This window comes from Planococcus beigongshangi (assembly GCF_016820495.1).
GTDB classification, from domain to species: domain Bacteria; phylum Bacillota; class Bacilli; order Bacillales_A; family Planococcaceae; genus Planococcus; species Planococcus beigongshangi.
In genome coordinates this window covers 346,569-365,906 of record NZ_JADHDU010000001.1, presented here as the reverse complement: position 1 = coordinate 365,906, position 19,338 = coordinate 346,569, and the positions used below count along the sequence as shown (strand labels likewise).

Annotated in this window: 14 protein-coding genes; 6 read left to right on the top strand and 8 right to left on the bottom strand. The window is 49.2% G+C overall.

Translation table 11 applies throughout. From position 1 onward, the window contains the following. The first annotated feature begins 502 nt into the window (after positions 1–502). Positions 503–1,195 (top strand): response regulator, encoded by a 693-nt coding sequence (locus IQ294_RS01665; RefSeq protein WP_349291313.1) that lies wholly within the window; start codon positions 503–505, stop codon positions 1,193–1,195. Between the two features lie 115 nt (positions 1,196–1,310). On the opposite strand, the gene IQ294_RS01660 is transcribed toward IQ294_RS01665, so the two are convergent. Next, positions 1,311–2,798: a glycine betaine uptake BCCT transporter gene (locus IQ294_RS01660; RefSeq protein WP_203332279.1), complete on the bottom strand. Its 1,488-nt coding sequence runs from the start codon at positions 2,796–2,798 to the stop codon at positions 1,311–1,313. Between the two features lie 121 nt (positions 2,799–2,919). Further along, positions 2,920–3,951 carry an S-layer homology domain-containing protein gene (locus IQ294_RS01655; protein WP_203332278.1) on the bottom strand — a complete coding sequence of 344 codons (1,032 nt, stop codon included), beginning with the start codon at positions 3,949–3,951 and terminating at the stop codon, positions 2,920–2,922. A 1,754-nt stretch (positions 3,952–5,705) separates the two neighbouring features. Here IQ294_RS01655 and IQ294_RS01650 point away from each other — a divergent pair. The 4 genes from IQ294_RS01650 (at position 5,706) to IQ294_RS01635 (ending at position 12,534) form a co-directional block, all read left to right on the top strand. Beyond that, positions 5,706–6,314, top strand: a complete 609-nt coding sequence (locus tag IQ294_RS01650; RefSeq protein ID WP_203332277.1) for a TetR/AcrR family transcriptional regulator — start codon at positions 5,706–5,708, stop codon at positions 6,312–6,314. 33 nt (positions 6,315–6,347) lie between these two features. Next, complete coding sequence (locus IQ294_RS01645) at positions 6,348–8,645, top strand: MMPL family transporter (RefSeq protein WP_203332276.1); 2,298 nt, start codon at positions 6,348–6,350, stop codon at positions 8,643–8,645. 417 nt (positions 8,646–9,062) lie between these two features. Next, complete coding sequence (locus tag IQ294_RS01640; protein WP_203332275.1) at positions 9,063–10,727, top strand: formate--tetrahydrofolate ligase; 1,665 nt, start codon at positions 9,063–9,065, stop codon at positions 10,725–10,727. A gap of 847 nt (positions 10,728–11,574) precedes the next feature. Next, the gene (locus IQ294_RS01635; protein WP_203332274.1) at positions 11,575–12,534 is read left to right on the top strand and encodes an NERD domain-containing protein; all 960 of its coding nucleotides are present in this window, start codon (positions 11,575–11,577) and stop codon (positions 12,532–12,534) included. A 148-nt stretch (positions 12,535–12,682) separates the two neighbouring features. Here the strand turns inward: IQ294_RS01635 and IQ294_RS01630 are convergent, their stop codons facing one another. Further along, positions 12,683–12,886, bottom strand: coding sequence for a hypothetical protein (locus tag IQ294_RS01630; RefSeq protein ID WP_203332273.1), 204 nt, complete (start codon positions 12,884–12,886; stop codon positions 12,683–12,685). 488 nt (positions 12,887–13,374) lie between these two features. Next, positions 13,375–14,760 (bottom strand): alanine/glycine:cation symporter family protein, encoded by a 1,386-nt coding sequence (locus tag IQ294_RS01625; protein WP_203332272.1) that lies wholly within the window; start codon positions 14,758–14,760, stop codon positions 13,375–13,377. A gap of 228 nt (positions 14,761–14,988) precedes the next feature. On the opposite strand from IQ294_RS01625, the gene IQ294_RS16395 reads away from it, so the two are divergent. Next, positions 14,989–15,117: a hypothetical protein gene (locus IQ294_RS16395; protein ID WP_255536164.1), complete on the top strand. Its 129-nt coding sequence runs from the start codon at positions 14,989–14,991 to the stop codon at positions 15,115–15,117. Between the two features lie 501 nt (positions 15,118–15,618). Here IQ294_RS16395 and IQ294_RS01620 read toward each other — a convergent pair. The 4 genes from IQ294_RS01620 to IQ294_RS01610 form a co-directional block, all read right to left on the bottom strand. Beyond that, positions 15,619–16,074, bottom strand: a complete 456-nt coding sequence (locus IQ294_RS01620) for a hypothetical protein (RefSeq protein WP_203332271.1) — start codon at positions 16,072–16,074, stop codon at positions 15,619–15,621. Positions 16,075–16,415: 341 nt separating this feature from the next. Further along, positions 16,416–16,541: a hypothetical protein gene (locus tag IQ294_RS16390; protein ID WP_255536163.1), complete on the bottom strand. Its 126-nt coding sequence runs from the start codon at positions 16,539–16,541 to the stop codon at positions 16,416–16,418. A gap of 47 nt (positions 16,542–16,588) precedes the next feature. After that, positions 16,589–17,173 carry a class D sortase gene (locus tag IQ294_RS01615; protein ID WP_203332270.1) on the bottom strand — a complete coding sequence of 195 codons (585 nt, stop codon included), beginning with the start codon at positions 17,171–17,173 and terminating at the stop codon, positions 16,589–16,591. Between the two features lie 12 nt (positions 17,174–17,185). Then, entirely contained in the window at positions 17,186–19,333 is a 2,148-nt protein-coding gene (locus IQ294_RS01610; protein ID WP_203332269.1) for a hypothetical protein, read from the bottom strand. Positions 19,334–19,338 lie beyond the last annotated feature (5 nt).

The following is a 19,338-nucleotide window of genomic DNA, read 5'->3' as shown; positions in this document are numbered from 1 at the left end:
CCATACCCATTAGTGGGGTTTTGCAATCCGGGGCGGGCTCGATTGCATGCTTTTCGCCAGCGAAAAGCGACAATCCCGGCGTCATTTTGCTGATCGGCGGATATCCGCCGACGAAGCTCCTTTCTCACCCCATCGCTCCTCCGTACCCCACTTCTAAAACCCAATAACCGCTTTTCTCCAACCCCAAAACCCATATTGCATGCTTTTCGCCAGCGAAAAGCGACAAACCCGGCGTCATTTTGCTGATCGACGGATATATTTTCTCATCGGCGGATATATTCGCTTATCGACGGATATAATCTCTCAACGGCGGATATCCGCCGCCATACCCTCTTCTCACCTCATCTTTACGATTTGAAAAAGCGAAAAAAACTATATTATTTTATTACCAACCAATTATTTGATAGAAAATGGCAACAATATAGGTTTATTAGTCTAAAATAGAGGAATAGGTATTAAGTAATATTAATAGTAGCATAAAAGAACTGGAGGTTTTATATTTGTGAAGCTCTCTCAAAAACAAATCGACATATTGGTTGTGGATCCGCACCCCCTTTTCAGGGAAGGGTTAAAGCGGATCTTGGAGATGGATCCTGATTTGCATATTGTAGCTCAAGGGGAAAATGGGGATCAGCTCGCTCCTTTATATGAGCGGCATAGACCGGATATTGTCCTGCTGGAATTCAATCTTCCGGACAAAAGTAGCGTTCAGGCATTGGAGGGCCTCATTCAGCAATATCCCTCAGCGGCCGTTCTTCTTTTTTCGGTAGTTGATGATTCCTATGCGGTGCTGAAAGCTTTTAAAGCTGGAGCGGTGGGTTATCTATTGAAAAAAATGGAGGCAGATTCGATTGCTGCAGCGATTAAAGAGGTGGTCAAAGGCGGATTTTATTTACATCCGGATCTTTTAGCCGGATTTTTAGCTGAATATATGAAACTTATCCCTCGTGAAACCGAGGATGCCTATATCCAATCCTTAATTCGGCGTCCTTACCATCTGCTGACTTACAGGGAAGCAGAAATCCTGCAGCTGATGTCGGAAGGCCATACCAATAAATCATTAAGTGAAGTTTTGAGTATCAGTGAGAAAACTGTCAAAAACCATGTTTCTACCATATTAAAGAAAATGGACCTGAATGACCGGACGCAAGCTGTTGTCCATGCGATTAAGATGGGATGGGTAGAGCTTGTATAGAAAATAAAAAATGACTGCCCCTGACCCGTTCCGTCATCTCCATTCACTGAAAAGAGATAAAGTACAGGCATCAAAGGCAATCATTTTTTATGCATCTAATGCAGCAAAACTGTTTTTATTTCCCTTTCATCAAAGCCATTTCTGCATTCAGCGCTTTGAAGAGAGCCACTACCATCAGGATCATGACGACGGAAAATGGCAGCGCTGCAACAATGATCGTATTTTGCACAGCTTCCAAACCGCCGACCCACAAGAGGATTGCAGCAACCATCGATTGTGCAACGCCCCAAAGAACTTTGATTTGATTGCTTGGCAGAAGTGAACCGTTCGTCGACTGCATCCCCAGAACGAAAGTCGCCGAATCGGCAGAGGTGATGAAGAACGTGCTGACCAGTAAAATAGCCAGAATCGACAACAGCATTCCCATCGGCATTTCATTGAACATGCCAAACAGGGTCTGGTCAATCGCAAGCCCGGTCAGGTCGATCCCGCTTTTCTGCATATCGACTGCAGTAACGCCGAAAGCGGCAAACCAGAACGAACCGAAAAGCGTCGGTACCAGTACCACGCCGATTAAAAATTCACGGATGGTACGGCCTTTTGAGACACGTGCGATGAACATGCTGACAAATGGTGCCCATGAAATCCACCATGCCCAGTAGAAAATCGTCCAGCCGTCAAGCCAGCCGCGATTTTCAGCATTCAGCGGCGCCGTCTCGAAACTCAGGCTGATCAGGTTCTGAATGTAAGCGCCGAATGTTTCTGTGTACATATTCATGATCAGTAGCGTTGGCCCCAGGATCACGACGAGCAATAACAGGACGACTGCCAGCACCATATTGGTGTTCGACAGATATTTTATTCCCTTATTCAGTCCCGACCAGGCGGAAATGATGAACAGGAGAGTGACGACGCCAATGATCAGCAATTGCATCCATGACGTCTGCGGGATATCGAACAGGTACGCGAGGCCCCCGTTGATCTGGATGGCGCCAAGCCCGAGCGAAGTGGCGACACCGAAAACCGTTGCGAACACGGCCAGGATGTCGACCACCGTTCCGAGCGGCCCATTCACACGGTCACCGAAGATCGGTCTCAATGTGGAAGAAATCAATGCGGGTGCACCTTTCCGGAATTGGAAAAAGGCCAGGGATAATGCGATGATCCCGTACATGGCCCAGACGTGGATCCCCCAGTGGTAATACGTGCGCTGAAGGGATTCCTTGAACGCTTCATCGGTGCCGGCCTCGGCAGTCGCCGGTTGGACCGCGAAATGCGATAGCGGTTCGGATGCTCCGTAAAACACCAGGCCGATTCCCATCCCAGCTGAAAACAGCATGGCCAGCCACGTGATCATTGAAAACTCCGGCCGGTCACGGTCTTTACCGAGACGGATTTTGCCGTAGGGGCTGACAATGATAACAAAAACAAGGATCAATAAAACGGCCATGATGACCAGATAATACCAGCCAAAGGCAGTGTTGATGAAATTGCGGATATTGCCGGTTGTCCGTTCAAACAGTTCCGGCGCGGCAACCCCGATCAGGACGGTTAATATTACGAGCGCGAATGTGATATAAAATACTTTCGTTGCTTTCTTCATATTGCCTCCATTAAACTTTTTTTATTACATAGTTGTTAAGAATACCGAAATGCGACGTTATAGTCAAATCGCTATAGTACAAAAATAAAAGCCATTTCACTGCTGAAACGGCTTTTAACGATTAAGGTCGGATGAAAAGCTGGGTATGGTAGATCCCATACGAACCGCCTCTGTAAATTCCAATGCCGATATGTGTAAAGTCGCTGCTTAAGATATTCGCTCTGTGCCCCGGGCTGTTCATCCAGCCTTCCATGACGCTTTCAGCGGTACGATGGCCCGCAGCAATATTCTCGCCTGCAGCGCTGAAGGAAATTCCCTGTGATCGAAGCAGATCGTACGGGCTGCCGTACGTCGGGGATTGGTGGTCGAAATAATTCTTATCCGCCATGTCTTTCGACTTGAGCAACGCCGCACGCTGCAATCCCGTATGAAGCGCCAATGCCGGTGCGCCGACTTTTGCCCGTTCCTGATTGACTAAAGTAAGAACTTCAGCCATCATTGCCGTTTCGCCGTCCAGGGCTGATGGATCCTGGGCTTCAAGTATCCGGTGGATGAAAGCAGCCATCTGTACGCGGGTGACGTTATCATATGGACTGAAAGTGGTTGGTGATGTACCGGTTGTAATGGAGTTCGCCACGAGCTTATCAACATGCGGGTAAAACCATTCGTTCTTCGGCACATCCCTGAACGCATTTACTTTACTGCTGCTTCCTTGCAGCTCAAACGCGGCGACAAGAATTTTTGAAATCTGAGCCCGTGAAGCAGGCTGCAGGGGATTGAACTTCTCCGCTTTCATGAAGACGCCCATATCGACGAGCGCCGCAATTTCGGCATAGCCGGAAGTATTTCGATTCACATCGCTGAAATTCGGATTCGGCTTGCCGGCTGTCGGAATACCAAGTGCCCGCACGATCATCATCGCGCTCTGCGCGCGTGTGACAGGTTCCACTGGTGCGAAACTTCCATCGAGTTTGCCTTTGATGATTCCTTTTTCCGCCAGTTCAGTGATTTCCGTGTAGGCCCAATAGTCTTTCGGCACGTCCTTGAACGACGGCGCCGCCAGCGATGTCGTTGCTGTAAACGCCAAGAACAGGATCGAGATGATGGCAATGAATGAAATCTTTCTGAAGAAGTATATCGGGGTGTCGGTCATAGTTGCCTCCTCTGATATTTTTATGTTTTTTTAATACGTTTTTTAGTATAGCGTATTTCGCGCGGGTTGCGAAGCTTTAACGGAGATAGCTGAAAGGCTGCTATCTTTTTCTGACGGCCGATATCTTCTTTTCCCCCCTGAAAACCCTCACAAAACGCCGCTCGCAAGCTTGCTGATCTTGATTTAAAATGACAGCCTCCCTATATCCTCTTCAAAACTTAGGGCAACCCCCAGATTGCCTGCTTTTCATAAGCGAAAAACGACAAAACCTGGCGTCATTTTGCTGATCGGCGGATATAATTTCTCCTCGGCGGATATATTCGCTCATCGACGGATATCCGCCGCCCAAGCCGCCTCTCTCCCCACTTCTCCTCCGCAACCTACTTCTAAAACCCAATAACCGCTTTCCGCAAACCCAAACCCATGTTGCATGCTTTTCGCAAGCGAAAAGCGACAAAACCTGGCGCCATTTTGCTGATCGGCGGATATAATTTCTCATCGGCGGATATATTCGCTCATCGACGGATATATTTTCTCATCGGCGGATATATTTTCTCATCGGCGGATATATTTTCTCATCGACGGATATATTTGCTCATCGACGGATATCCGCCGCCCAAGCCGCCTCTCTCCCCATTACTCCTCCGCAACCTACTTCTAAAAACCAATAACCGCTTTTCTCCACCCCCAAACCCAGATTGCATGCTTTTCGCAAGCGAAAAGCGACAAAACCTGGCGTCATCTTGCTGATCGGCGGATATATTCGCTCAGCGCCGGATATCCGCCGCCCAAGCCGCCTCTCACCCCATCGCTCCTCCGCAACCTACTTCTAAAAACCCATAAGCGCTTTTCTCCACCCCCAACCCCAGATTGCATGCTTTTCGCAACCGAAAAGCGACAAAACCTGGCGTCATCTTGCTGATCGGCGGATATATTCGCTCAGCGCCGGATATCCGCCGCCCAAGCCGCCTCTCACCCCATCGCTCCTCCGCAACCTACTTCTAAAACCCAATTAACCGCTTTTCTCCCCCCAAACCCCATGTTGCATGCTTTTCGCAAGCGAAAAGCGACAAAATCTGGCGTCATTTTGCTGATCGGCGGATATAATTTCTCATCGACGGATATATTTGCTCATCGACGGATATCCGCCGCCCCAGCCGCCTCTCCCCCCATCGCTCCTCCGCAACCTACTTCTAAAACCCAATTAACCGCTTTTCTCCCCCCAAAACCCATGTTGCATGCTTTTCGCAAGCGAAAAGCGACAAAATCTGGCGTCATTTTGCTGATCGGCGGATATAATTTCTCATCGACGGATATATTTGCTCATCGACGGATATCCGCCGCCCAAGCCGCCTCTCTCCCCATTACTTCTCCGCACCCTACTTCTAAAAACCAGCAACCGCTTTCCGCAAACCCAAACCCATATTGCATGCTTTTCGCAAGCGAAAAGCGACAAAACCTGCCGTCATTTTGCTCATCGCGGATATATTTGCTCATCGGCGGATATGTCTTCTCATCGGCGGAGCTATTATATAGAAGCAATTTTTCTTATAGAAGAGCCGATTTCAAGTTTGCGAGACTTAATCCGGATGCCTTATTACCCTAGTTTTTGACGGGCGGGCTGATGCTTCTTTCTGCTTCAGTCTCCCATTAAAGCCGTAAACAAATAAAACCCCAAAATGCACAAAGGGAAAAATTGCCCTTTGTGCATTTTTGTGATATAACTTTAAAGTATTTTAAAATGAGGTGAGGATATGTCAGACCATGGGTTGCGTGATAAGAAGAAGGTAGCCACCCGGCAAGCCTTGGCTGAAGCTGCTTTCCAACTGGCAGTCGAACACGGTGTAGATGGGTTTGTAGTGGAGGATATCGGCGTGAAAGCCGGCTACTCGCGGCGGACGTTCGCCAATTATTTCACGTGCAAGGAAGATGCGATTGCGAATTCCTTGAGCCTGAATGATTATATGGAGCCGGGCGACCAGTTTTCATTTTCGCTGAAAGACCATACGCCGCTGAGTACGATCGAAGTTTTTATCCGGCGGAGCTTCACCATCAACAAATTGAAGCGGCTGAAAGGGCTGATTTCATTGTCACGGGAACACCCGACGCTCCGGCTGTATGTCACCGGCGCGCTGATGGAGATGCAGGATTTTGCAGCCCGCGGCATTGCGGATGCGTATGGCAGCGATTATCCGGAAGAATATTATCCGATTCTGATGGGTGCGGTATTCGGTGCCGTCCTTCCGGTCATTGACGGGAGTTTCGATGTCAATTTACCGGAAGATGAAGAAAACGAAGCAGGCAATGAATTCAATCAGTATATGGATATTGTTTTTGCCCACTTACGCAAAGGATTCAAGTAAGATTTATTCCAATTAAAGAACGGAGTTGCACATGTGTCGAGACTTTTATACAACATAGGAAAAACTGCATACTCAAAGCCTTGGCTTTTCATTGCCGCATGGCTGATCATTTTGGCGGTCATCATCGGGGGAATTGTAACGAATGGCGTGAACATGAGTTCCGAAACCCGGATTGACGGAACCGCCGCACAGGATGTCCTTGATGAGCTGGCGGAAGAATATCCTGCCGTATCCGGTGGTCAGGGAAGTTATCTTTTTGAAGTTCCGGAGGGGGAAACGATTGACGATCCGGCAAATGCCGCAGCACTTGCAATGGCGGCGAACGAAATTTATGCATTGGATCACGTCGTAAATCCGATGGAAATGCTGCAGGATCCTGCTGCGATGGCGCAGATGCAGGAACTGCAGGGCATGCTGAGCCAGCTTCCGCTTCCAGAAGTCAGCCATCGCCCGTTCGTCGTACAGGAGATGCCGGTCCCTGGCGTCAAGATATCAGAGGATGGCACGGTTGCCCTCTTCCAATTCCAGCTGACGAAAACAGCGGAAGATCTGAGTGAAGCGGAACGCGAAGAACTCGCTGATGCCGCGGCCGTTTCGGAAGAAGATTCTTCCATTACCGTCATCCCGACGGGCACGCTGCAGGGCGTGGATATTCCGATCGGCGGCACACATGAAATCATCGGCCTCGTGATTGCCGGTGTTATTCTGGTCCTCACTCTTGGCTCACTGATCGCAGCCGGTTTGCCGCTTGTCGTCGCATTGATCGGCGTCGGCGCAGGTGTCGGCGGAACATTAGCTTTGTCGAGTATGTTCGAGATCAACTCGCTGACACCGGTACTCGCTCTCATGATCGGGCTTGCTGTCGGAATCGACTATGCCCTGTTCATCGTCAACAGACAGCGGAATTTGATCATCGAGAAGAAATTGTCCGCTAAAGAAGCGGCTGCCCGTGCGATCGGTACAGCAGGCAGCGCGGTATTCTTCGCCGGACTGACTGTCATCATCGCGTTAAGCGGACTTGTGATCATCGGTATTTCATTCCTTAGCAGCATGGCGATCGTCGCCGCGCTGACTGTCCTGATCGACGTGCTCGTCGCGTTGACCCTTCTCCCGGCCTTGCTCGGGCTGATCGGTGAACGGATTGTGACAGTGAAAGCAAGAAATAAAGAAGCAGCGAAAAAAGCTTCCACACGGAGCTTTGCCCAAGGCTGGATTACAACCCTTTTGAAAATGAAATGGGTCGCAGTGCTGCTTGTCATCGCCGTCCTTGGTACGCTTGCGATTCCGGTCACACAGATGAACCTGGGCATGCCTTCAGGCGAAAGCGCCAATGAAGATACACCGACGCGGCAAAGTTATGACATCATTTCCGATCGATTCGGTGAAGGCTCAAACGGTCCGTTATTAGTCGTTGCGAAAGACCAGGACGCAGCGGCAGTGAATCCGGAGGAATACTTCCAATTGCTCGCCAACATTTCACAGTTTGATGGGATAGCGGAAGTGACTCCGGGCGGATTCAATGAAGACGGGACGATTGCGATCATTTCGATCATCCCGACTGAAGGACCGACGGACGATGCGACGAAAGAATTGGTGGAGAGCCTGCGCACAGACGCAGCAGCCACCGAAGACACGAATGCTGAAATCGGTGTGACCGGGCTGACCGCGATCAATATCGACATCTCGGAGAAATTGTCTGAAGTGTTCCCGATCTACATCGCGATCATCGTGGTGCTGTCCCTTCTCATTCTGTTGGTCGTGTTCCGCTCCATCCTTATTCCAATCAAAGCAACTGCCGGTTTCCTGCTCAGCATCATGGCGACATTCGGTGCTACGACTGCCGTGTTCCAGTGGGGCTGGCTGGGATCTGTATTCGGGATCGACACGGGTGGCCCGTTATTGAGCTTCATCCCGATCCTGGTGACAGGTATATTGTATGGACTTGCAATGGATTACCAGGTCTTCCTCGTATCTTCGATGCGCGAAGCCTATATCCACGGTGAAAAAGGCGACCGGGCAATCGTCACCGGCTATAAAACAGCGAGTAAAGTTGTGGTCGCTGCTGCCTTGATCATGGTTTCCGTATTCACCGGATTCATCTTCACAGATGACATCATGATCAAGCAGATCGGATTTGCCCTGGCGTTCGGTATCCTGATCGACGCATTCCTGATCCGCATGATTTTCGTGCCAGCCGTCATGTCCATGTTCGGCGACAAAATCTGGTATTTGCCGAAGTGGCTGGATAAGCTTCTGCCGGACCTCGATATCGAAGGCGAAAAACTTCTGCAGGATCTGGAAAAAGAAGAGAAAATGAAAAAGGTAAACTAAATCAGTGATCGATCACTTTTAAACCGCCGGGAGTTTTTCCGGCGGTTTATTCTTTTGGATTTATTTGGTTTCCCCATAGAGTCGTATACTTCATGCCAAGTCGGATTCTGCATACTTTTCGCAGGCGAAAAGCAAAAAACCCAGGCGATTTTACGCGACGGCGGATATATTTTCTCATCGGCGGATATAATCTCAAAACCCAATCTCCTGCGACTTTAAGCCTCTCTCGCAAACAAATAACCACTAAAAAAAACAACTTTTTAACATCCACTCTCCCTTCTATCATTCTCCTTCAAAACCAACAACCCAAACCCTTTTTATGCAGTCAGAGTTTTTGCTGGAAAAAGACCGGTTTGATTCTATTCCGTTTGGCTGTCAGGTTATAATAGAAGAAAAAATTGAAAGTTGGGGAAATGAATGGCCTTTACGGATTTGACGATTGCTTCAGAAGCGAAGATTTTACCCATCCAGCAAATAGCCGAACGAGCCGGGATTCCAGACGAGGCGCTTGAGTTATACGGAAAATACAAAGCGAAAATTGATGCCAATGCACTGCCGCCTGCGACGGCGCTCGGAAAAGTGGTGCTGGTGACGGCGATCAGCCCGACTCCGGCCGGCGAAGGAAAATCGACGGTGACAGTCGGTTTGGCTGATGCCTTCAATCAAATGGATGAAAAGGTGGTTGTCGCATTGCGCGAGCCTTCCCTCGGCCCTGTCATGGGTGTCAAAGGCGGCGCGACCGGCGGCGGATTTGCGCAGGTGCTGCCGATGGAAGACATCAACCTGCATTTCACCGGCGACATCCATGCCATCACTTCCGCCAATAATGCGCTGGCCGCTTTCATCGACAATCATCTTCACCAGGGCAATGCGCTCCAGATCGATCCCCGGCGGATCACCTGGAAACGCGCACTTGATATGAATGACCGTGCACTTCGCCAAGTCACGATCGGGCTCGGCGGACCGGGCCAAGGGATTCCAAGGCAGGACGGTTTCGATATCACCGTGGCATCTGAAATCATGGCGGTGCTATGCCTCGCGACGTCGCTGGCTGATTTGAAGGAGCGCCTTGCGCAGATGGTGATCGGCTATACATATGACCGTTTGCCGATCACTGTGCGCGATCTGGGTGTTGAAGGAGCTCTGACTTTATTGCTTAAAGAGGCGTTCAAACCCAATTTGGTGCAGACGATCGAAGGCACGCCCGCCATCATCCACGGAGGACCGTTTGCGAATATCGCGCATGGCTGCAACTCGCTGATGGCAACGAACACGGCGCGGCGGCTGGCGGACATTGTGGTGACGGAAGCGGGATTTGGCGCAGATCTGGGTGCCGAAAAATTCATGCATATCAAATCGCGTAAAGGCGGATTCCACCCGGATGCCGTTGTGATCGTGGCAACCGTGCGGGCGCTGAAAATGCACGGCGGCGTTGAGAAATCGCTGCTCGGCGAAGAAGATGCGGATGCAGTACGGCGCGGGATGGTGAATCTGGCGAAGCATGTGGACACGATCCGCCAGTTCGGCATCGAGCCGGTCGTGGCACTGAACCGATTTGTGACGGACAGTGATGCAGAGATTGCGGAAATCATGGCGTGGGCTGCGTCGGCCGGCGTGGCGATTGCGTTGACGAATGTATGGGAACAAGGCGGCGCGGGCGGCCTGGAATTGGCCGCGTTGGTGAAGAAGGAATTGGGGCGTGTTAAGAATTTCACCCATCTATACGACGAAACAGATTCCGTTGAAGAAAAATTGCGGACGATCGTGCAGAAGGTGTACGGCGGAGCAGATGTACAATTAACCGATCAGGCGCAGAAGCAGCTGGTCGAGTTGAAGAAATACGGCTGGGACGCATTGCCGATCTGCATGGCAAAAACACAATACTCCTTGTCGGATCAGCCGAAACTGCTCGGCCGGCCGGAAGGATTCACGGTGACGATCCGAGAGATTCTGCCGAAACTTGGCGCCGGCTTCCTGGTATGCCTGACGGGCGACATCATGACGATGCCGGGTCTGCCGAAGCAGCCGGCGGCATTGAAGATGGATGTCGGGGATGATGGATCGGCGATGGGGTTGTTTTAAAGTAAGGGGGAGGCCAGAAAGCGCGTGCGCTTTCTGGCCTTTTTTGTGGGGGTGTGGGTTGGGTTGGGTGATGGCGGATATATTTTCTCATCGGCGGATATATTCTCTCATCGACGGATATATCTTCTCATCGGCGGATATATTCTCTCATCGACGGATATATCTTCTCATCGGCGGATATCGGCCGCCGCACGCCGACGTTTTCTCACTCCGTCACTCCTCCCCGATCTACTTTTAACCCAAAACCAACTTCAGATTTGTTGCTTTTCGCTTTCGCGAAAAGCGAAAGTGCAAAACCATCGATCGGTGGCGGTGTTTTCTCGATTTTGCTGTTTTTCGAGGAGATAATTGGGACTGCCGAGGCTATCGGCGGATATAATTTTTTGACGGCGGATATATTCTCTCATCGACGGATATATCTTCTCATCGGCGGATATATTCTCTCATCGACGGATATATCTTCTCATCGGCGGATATCGGCCGCCGCACGCCGACGTTTTCTCACGCCGTCACTCCTCCCCGATCTACTTTTAACCCAAAACCAACTTCAGATTTGTTGCTTTTCGCTTTCGCGAAAAGCGAAAGTGCAAAACCTTCGATCGGTGGCGGCATTTTCTCGATTTTGCTGTTTTTCGAGGAGATAATTGGGACTGCCGAGGCTATCGGCGGATATATCTTCTCAATGGCGGATATATTCTCTCATCGGCGGATATCGGCCGCCACACGCCGCTAGCCATGCCCCGCTAACTCCCCTCTACTCCTTTTAAACCTGTCGCATCTATATATTTTAGAATTTTCTGACTAAAATCACTCTTAGTGATATAATTTATTTACTTTAGAGTTAGGGGTGACGATTATTAAGGAGAAGATTGAGCTTTTGCCGCCGGCGCTGGCCATCAAATTTTTTATGAACAGGTTGCCTGAGGAGCATCCTCAGAGAAAGTATCTGGAAAATCAGCATCACCGGAAGACTGCCGGTGAACGCGGGGAAAGTAAGCTGCAGAAACAGTTTAGGGAGTTTTATCTGGAAGAGGAGCATATTGCACTTTGGGATATCGGCCTGAAGCTCGGCGAATGGCAGACGCAATTCGATGGGCTCGTCGTCACTGAGAAGTGCGTCGTTATTTTGGAGTCAAAAAATGTCAGCGATGATCTGTATTTCAATCGGGAGACTGGCGAGTTTATTCGCATAAATGCTAAGGGTGAGCGGCTGGTGCTGCAGGACCCGGTGTATCAGTTGAAGAAGAATATCCAGTTTCTGACGCTGTGGTTCAAGCAATTTGGCTTGGACGTGGAGGTGACTGGGTTGATTGTATATACGGCTGCCAACTGCATTTTCCACTCGAAGCCGCCTGGGGCGCGGCTGTGTAAGATTTACCAGATGAATGCGCATCTGTACGACCTCCTGCAATCCATTCCTCAAGATCGCACACCTTTGAATATTAATAAAATCAGGCGTTTGCTGGAATTGAATGATAGCCCTTATGTCCGGAAGCCGCTTTGCAAAACTTATCAGATCAGCTATGAGGATTTGCGGAAAGGTGTTTACTGCGCGGATTGCCACGAATATCTGATGGTGCGGCGGCATCGGAATTGGATTTGCCGCAAATGCAGCAGCAAGAATACGACCGCGCACCATTTTGCGCTGCAGGAATATTTCACTTTCGTGAATGACTCGATCACGAATAAAGAATTGCGGAATTTTTGTTCGCTGGAGTCAGCTAATGTCGCCAACAAGATTTTGCGGCAATATGATTTTGTAGTTTCCGGCGATAATAAAGCGCGCCGCTACCGATTGAAGGACTAGCTTGTTGTTGCGCCGCCTGATAAGCGGTGTTTTTTTGTGGGTGAGTTTTGGGTGGCGGATATATTCTCGCATCGGCGGATATCGGTCGCCGCACGCCCATCGCACGCCGCCGCCGTTTTCTCACCCCATCACTACCCCTTGCTCTACTTTAAAACCCACTACCACCTCCTTGCCAACCCCAACCCCATATTGCATGCTTTTCGCCAGCGAAAAGCGAAAAACCCGGGCGGTGTTTTTGCTGATGGCGGATATATTTTTTCACCGGCGGATATATTTTCTCATCGGCGGATATCCGCCGACGACGCCGTTTTCTCACCCTATCGCTCCCCTTCGATTTACTTTCAATACCCATTGCTGTCTCCTTTTCACTCCCACACCCTGGTCGCATGCTTTTCGCGGGCGAAAAGCGATAAACCCGGGCGGTGTCTTTGTTAATGGCGGATATAATCGCTCATCGGCGGATATCCGCCGACGACGCCGTTTTCTCCCCCTATCGCTCCCCTTCGATTTACTTTCAATACCCATGGCTGTCTCCTTTTCACTCCCACACCCTGGTCGCAAGCTTTTCGCGGGCGAAAAGCGATAAAACCGGGCGGTGTCTTTGTTAATGGCGGATATAATCGCTCATCGGCGGAGATATCTTCTCATCGGCGGATATAATCGCTCCTCGGCGGATATAATTTCTCATCGGCGGATATAATCGTTCATCGGCGGATATCCGCCGCCCACGCCGTCGAAAACCTTCCCCACACAAAAAAGAAGCCGCCTCCAAAAACCCCAACGGTTCCTGAAAACAGCGTCCCTTAATTTCAACTTTCTTCTATATAAATAGAGATCCAGTTAAGATTTCGCCTTCTTCTCTCTCCGGTCTTTCTTATAGTATTGATCGGAAGTGAAGAACTCGGTCGTCAATGCCTTGACTTTATTGCTTAACAACAGGATGGCGATGACGTTCGGGATGAGTATGGCCGCCAGCATGATGTCGAGGAAGCCCCAGATCACTTCTGCTGCGCCGACCGCGCCCAGCACGACGGCCAGGATGTAGACCACCTGCATGCCGTAGGACGCTTTCGTGCCGAATAGGAATTCGGCCTGTTTGGCCCCGTAGAAGATGACGACGAGGATTGTCGATAAGACGAAGAATATCAGCGCGACGGTGACGAGGATGGCGCCGAATTCACCGAAATAGGATTCAAATGCCAGACTTGTCAAGGCGGAGGAATTTTCCATTGCCCCTTCTTCTGTCCAGACACCGGACGACAGGACTACAAACGCGGTTGCCGTACAGACGATCAGCGTATCTACGACGACGCCGACGACTGCCCAAAAGCCTTGTCTGACGGGATGGTCCGTCATGGCAGCTGCGTGGGCGATAGGCGCTGTACCGAGTCCGGCTTCATTCGAATAAAGGCCGCGGGCAAATCCCCAGCGAATGACTTCGACAATGGCTGCGCCGGCAAATCCGCCCATGACGGGTGCCGGTGAAAATGCGTTGTCGAAAATCAGCATGAAGAATTCCGGGATGGCGCTGACGTTCATGAACAGGATCACCACGGCTCCGCCTACATAAACTAGCGCCATGAACGGAACGAAAATTTCAGTGACCTTCCCGATGCGTTTGATGCCGCCGAATACGACGATGGAAACAAGAATGGCCGTAATGATGCCCGTCCATAAGACGGGAATATCGAATGTCGCCCGCACTGTCGTGGCGATGGAATTCCCCTGCACCATGATGCTCGGGATCAATTCGATCATCAACGCGAATGAAAACCAGATACCCAGCCACTTCATGTTCAAGCCTTTCGTCATGTAATACATCGGCCCGCCGACAAATTCGCCGTTGCCGTTTTTCTCGCGATATTCAACCGCCAGTACGCTCTCAGAAAATTTGAGTGCCATGCCGATCAGCGCGATGACCCACATCCAGAAGACCGCTCCGGGTCCGCCGAACATGATCGCCGCCGGCACACCGACAATATTTGCCGCCCCGATCGTGGAAGAAAGCGCGGACGTCAGCGCCTGGAAAGGCGTGACCGTCCCTTCGCCTTTCGGTTTCTTAAATACTCTGCCGAATGTTTGTCCGATGATATAGCCAAAATAACGGAATTGAAAAAAGCCAAGTTTAAATGTCATATAAAGACCTGAGATCAGCAATAAGGTGATGAGCGGAATGCCCCATAACCATGCTGAAAAATCAGCGATTCCCTCTAAAAATCGTTCCAATTGTTTTCCCCCTATAATTAATTCAGATAAAAACTAATTCCCTTCCAAAAATGGAGCTAAACAGGATTAAAGGAATTCCATATAAATTTCTTGTATAACGGCGAAATATTACAATTCGGGGAATATGAATATAGGAGGAAAATTTGGATTTAGTAAATTTAGTGATTCTTATTATTTGAAGTGTTATTCCGTTATAGTAATGGGTTTCGGTAAATAGTAAGCGCGCTTATGCAATCAGCCTACAAGGAAATGAAATACCAAACTGATTTATCGAAGGGAGCTGCCGGAATGAGCGATAAGAAGAAGCTGGATGAAGACTTGACGGGCGATGAAATGGATGTAAATGCAGCTCAGTAAATCATCTCAGGGGCCAAGCAGGCTTTTTACAAGGAAGATTACAAACCGAAAGATGATGAGGAAAAAGAGCGCGAACTTCGGAAGAGTGATGACGAGGATACAGAATAGCAGAACAGCCGCTTTCAGGAGGGTTACTCCTGGAATCGGCTGTTTTTGATATGGCGGAGCGTGGGAAAAATTGCTGAGGACGGATATATTTTTTTGACGGCGGATATATTTTCTCATCGGCGGATATAATCCCTCATCGGCGGATATATTTCCTCATCGGCGGATATATTCTCTCATCGGCGGATATAATCTTCCAATGGCGGATATCCGCCCAGTCAGCTATTCCGCGTCCCTCCATTCCTGCTATATTCAGCTTCCAAAGCCGACATCTTCCCCAACCCGGGACCAAAACAACAATATTGCATGCTTTTCGCCAGCGAAAAGCGACAAAACCGAAAACACACCGGAATCGCTGAATCTCCTTAGCGATTCCGGTGTGGCAGATTCTAATTTTTATTGATGAACGTCCGTTATCTCTTTCATCAATTGCACCCATTCTTCCCGCTTGAAATCGTACAAGTCGAGCTCTGTCTTTCTCAAAACCAGGTGGAGGCTGTCGAACTTCTCATCCGACCGGAAGCGCCACCAGCTTTTCACGTTTGAAGGCTTGGTGCCCGGCTCATAATAAGTCAATGTAAATTCGGGATCGATGATGTCATCGAGCTGGTCAATCTCCAAATGATCATGCGGGAAATCGATATAGAGGCCCAACGCTGCTTTATGAGGAGTGATGTAGCCGATTTTATGCGCCATCTTCACGTCCCCCTCCTCAAGCGAATCGCTCCACGGAACCGGTTTATGGCTGGCAATTAAAAATCGATCGACTTCATCCTGTTCAACCTTGCAATTTGGAAGACTGTTGAATACTTCGAGTATCTCTTTCAATTTATTCTCTACGGATCTGTTCACTTTGCTATACCATCCTTTTCAGTTCGTCTTTTATCCATTAAATTTTTCAATATAATTAAATTCGTCAAATGAACTCTTTCCTATTCTATCGTATTTGAGGGGGAAGGAAACGTTGGAACGCGTTTGCCTGAGATATTTGGTGTAAAGGAGTGGGGCTGACCCGGATTGAAGTCGAGATAGAGAGAAATTTTTCGATGCTCTTTAAAATTGGTTTTTTCATTCAATAAAATGCTGAGCGCGGATATAATTTTTGGACGGCGGATATATTTCCTCAACGACGGATATAATCTCCCATCGGCGGATATCCGTCAGGCAACCCCCTCCCCACACACTCTCTCCCTCTAAAACCACTCCCAAAACACAAAACGACCTATTCCTCCAACCATATTCAACCCCTTAACCCCATATTGCATGCTTTTCGCAGGCGAAAAGCGATAAAACCGATGCTGCAGCTGATTCATCACCATAAAAGAAACCTCCTTCAAAAGTGATCAGCTTTTGAAGAAGGTTCTTTTTAGTTTATTCGTTTGGCCTGGACAATCAGTCTGAATTCACTGGAGTTTTCTGGATAGCAGGTGACGAGGGAGAGCAATGCCATTCCTTTTTGGGGATTGAGCACTTCCACTTCCTGCGGCTTCACTATCTGAATGTCAATGATTTCAAAGCTGAAGGTTTCGTCCAGCGTTTCATATTCAAGACGCTCACCTATCTGCAGTTCATCCAACCGGTTGAAAAATTGTCCGAAGACATGGGATTGATGCCCGGCGATTGCATAACTTCCGTTCATTTCCCCCGGACGATTCAACCCTTCGATAGCACCGAGCGCCTGATTCAAATTGTCCGGTGTGGCACCTTGCAAAACGGGTGACTGAAGTTCAATGGCCGGAATGGTCAATATGCCTTCTACCCCGTCGGGCAGTCCAGCCGCTTCAGTTTGAGCCGGTGCGCCTACACTGGCTTCCGTTTTCACCGCTTCAAAAGCTTCGATTAAACCCGTTTGATGGTCATGGGTCGTCTTCATGCCGAGTGCCAGCATGATCAGCATGGCAAGGCCGGCCATAATCAGCCCATTTCCAATCCACTTTTTCACTCGTTTCATAAGCAACTTCCTTTAGGCAAAGCGGCGAATACTGATTCCGCCTGCCAATAAAACCAATGCCATCAGCATAATCAGCATGCTGTTGAGCGGGCCTCCTGTTTTCGGTAAAGAAGCACCCATATCATTACCGCTGTCCATTGAAGCAGCTGTTGGAGCAGCCGATGCAGAAGTCATCAGACGGGAATAATCTCCACCTGCTGATGCCGTCATTCCTTCCAGCGAGTCACGAGCCGAATCCGTATTGGCATCATTCGAGCCGCCTGAACCGCTGTTGCCATTATTGCCGCCGTTTGTTCCATTCCCATCATTTCCAGGTAATGATCCGTCATTGCCTGGCGTTTCTTCACCTGGTGTATCTCCCGGCGTTTCTCCCGGTGTGTCTCCTGGTGTCTCACCAGGTGTGTCTCCCGGTGTGTCTCCTGGCGTGTCTCCACCCGGATTACCCGGCACAACTACAGGTGGTGCAGCAATAAATGACTCTTCCACCAAGATATCGATTCCGATGTCTCCCAATAAGTCATCCGCTATTCCCAACGATACACCACTGTCTTTCACGTAAGTTCCGTCACTGTTCGTGAACCCTTCACGGGTCAATACATCCAATCCGATTTCATCAACTAGATCAGAGATCAAATCGACTTGCACCAATCCTTCCGAGAACGAACTCTCTTCTCCGTCAGAAGCGTTATGTTCGTCCAATACGCCGATGTGGATATCATTGAGCAGCGGTAAATCTTCACTTGCGACTTCAATCAATCCGCTGTTCGTTGATTGGCTGTCACCGTTTTGATTTGATTCGGAAAGCAGTACATCCAAAGACAGATCTCCCAGGTTATTGTCTGTCAGACCGATACTGGCCAATGCGTCGCGACTTTGTTGCTGATCGTCGCCATTCACCGAACTGCTGTTTTCCAGAACATTCACTTGAAGATCGTCAACAAGCAGATCTCCCAGGTTCACTCCCAGCAATGCATCCGATTGATCGGCACTGTCGCCGCTTGCATTTTGACTGCTCGGCAGCACAGAAAGATCCAATCCATCCAATAAACCATCTGTAAGGCCTACATTCAGAAGATGTGAGTTTTCAGAAGAACCAGTTTCCGTGTCACTTTCCTGATTTTCAAAAAGCCCCACATGGACGGTACCCAATAAAGGCAGCTCTGCTGATTCAATATGGCTGACTGCCTGGAAACTGTTTTCTTCTGCGGCTTCCGTATTTTTATCGACCAATACTTCTACGTTTACTTGTTCTGAAACGATAGTTTCGTCAATGGTAATATCAACTGCAGCTTGTTCTTCTGCAGTTTCTGTTGCCGTTGACGAGCTTTCGTCTTTCAGTACTTCCACAGCCACGTCTTCCGCAACAATCGCATCTTCAACCGTTACACCCACAACTGCAGATTCTTCAGCTGCACCAGTTTCTGTCGAAGATTTTTTGTCGGTCAATACTTCGATGTCCACTGCATCGACTGGCGTATTTTCCAGTGACACGTCGACTGCCGCTCCTTCAGATGCAGTTTCTGTCGCCATCGAAGAATTTTCTTCTTTTAGTACTTCCACAGCCACGTCTTGCGCAACAATCGCATCTTCAATCGTTACACCCACTACCGCAGATTCTTCAGCTGCACCAGTTTCTGTCGCAGATTCTTTGTCGGTCACTACTTCGATGTCCACTCCATCGACTGGCGTCTTTTCCAGTGACACGTCGCCTGCCGCTCCTTCAGATGCAGTTTCTGTTGCCGTCGAAGAGTTTTCTTCTTTCAGTACTTCCACAGCCACGTCTTCCGCAACAATCGCATCTTCAACCGTTACACCCACAACTGCAGACTCTTCAGAAACTGTGGTTTCCGTTGCAGTTAGAACTTCAATGTTTACGTCGTCTGCAATGGAATCCTCAAGTGAAATCACTGCTGCAGCTTCACTTATACCTTCACCAGACTTCTCTTCATTTTGTTCAGTCGGAATTTCAACATTGACATCTCCCAAAAGCGGAAGGTCATTTACTTCAACATCCAAAATCTCATTTTCCCCCAGCACTTCAACATTCAGATCAAGCAGACCCGAATCATCTTCTCCAGCCAGTGCGAACGAAGGGGCGATGCTCATCGCTGCAAAAATTCCTAAAGCGGCTCCAGTATAAGTTATCCATGATTTTTTCATTAGTT

Coding starts and splice junctions, on each gene's coding strand:
- IQ294_RS01660 (WP_203332279.1), bottom strand. CDS start 2,798: ATGAAGAAAGCAACGAAAGTATTTTATATCACATTCGCGCTCGTAATA.
- IQ294_RS01640 (WP_203332275.1), top strand. CDS start 9,063: ATGGCCTTTACGGATTTGACGATTGCTTCAGAAGCGAAGATTTTACCC.
- IQ294_RS01655 (WP_203332278.1), bottom strand. CDS start 3,951: ATGACCGACACCCCGATATACTTCTTCAGAAAGATTTCATTCATTGCC.
- IQ294_RS16390 (WP_255536163.1), bottom strand. CDS start 16,541: ATGGTGATGAATCAGCTGCAGCATCGGTTTTATCGCTTTTCGCCTGCG.
- IQ294_RS01615 (WP_203332270.1), bottom strand. CDS start 17,173: ATGAAACGAGTGAAAAAGTGGATTGGAAATGGGCTGATTATGGCCGGC.
- IQ294_RS01630 (WP_203332273.1), bottom strand. CDS start 12,886: ATGGGTATTGAAAGTAAATCGAAGGGGAGCGATAGGGTGAGAAAACGG.
- IQ294_RS01650 (WP_203332277.1), top strand. CDS start 5,706: ATGTCAGACCATGGGTTGCGTGATAAGAAGAAGGTAGCCACCCGGCAA.
- IQ294_RS01610 (WP_203332269.1), bottom strand. CDS start 19,333: ATGAAAAAATCATGGATAACTTATACTGGAGCCGCTTTAGGAATTTTT.
- IQ294_RS16395 (WP_255536164.1), top strand. CDS start 14,989: ATGCAATCAGCCTACAAGGAAATGAAATACCAAACTGATTTATCGAAG.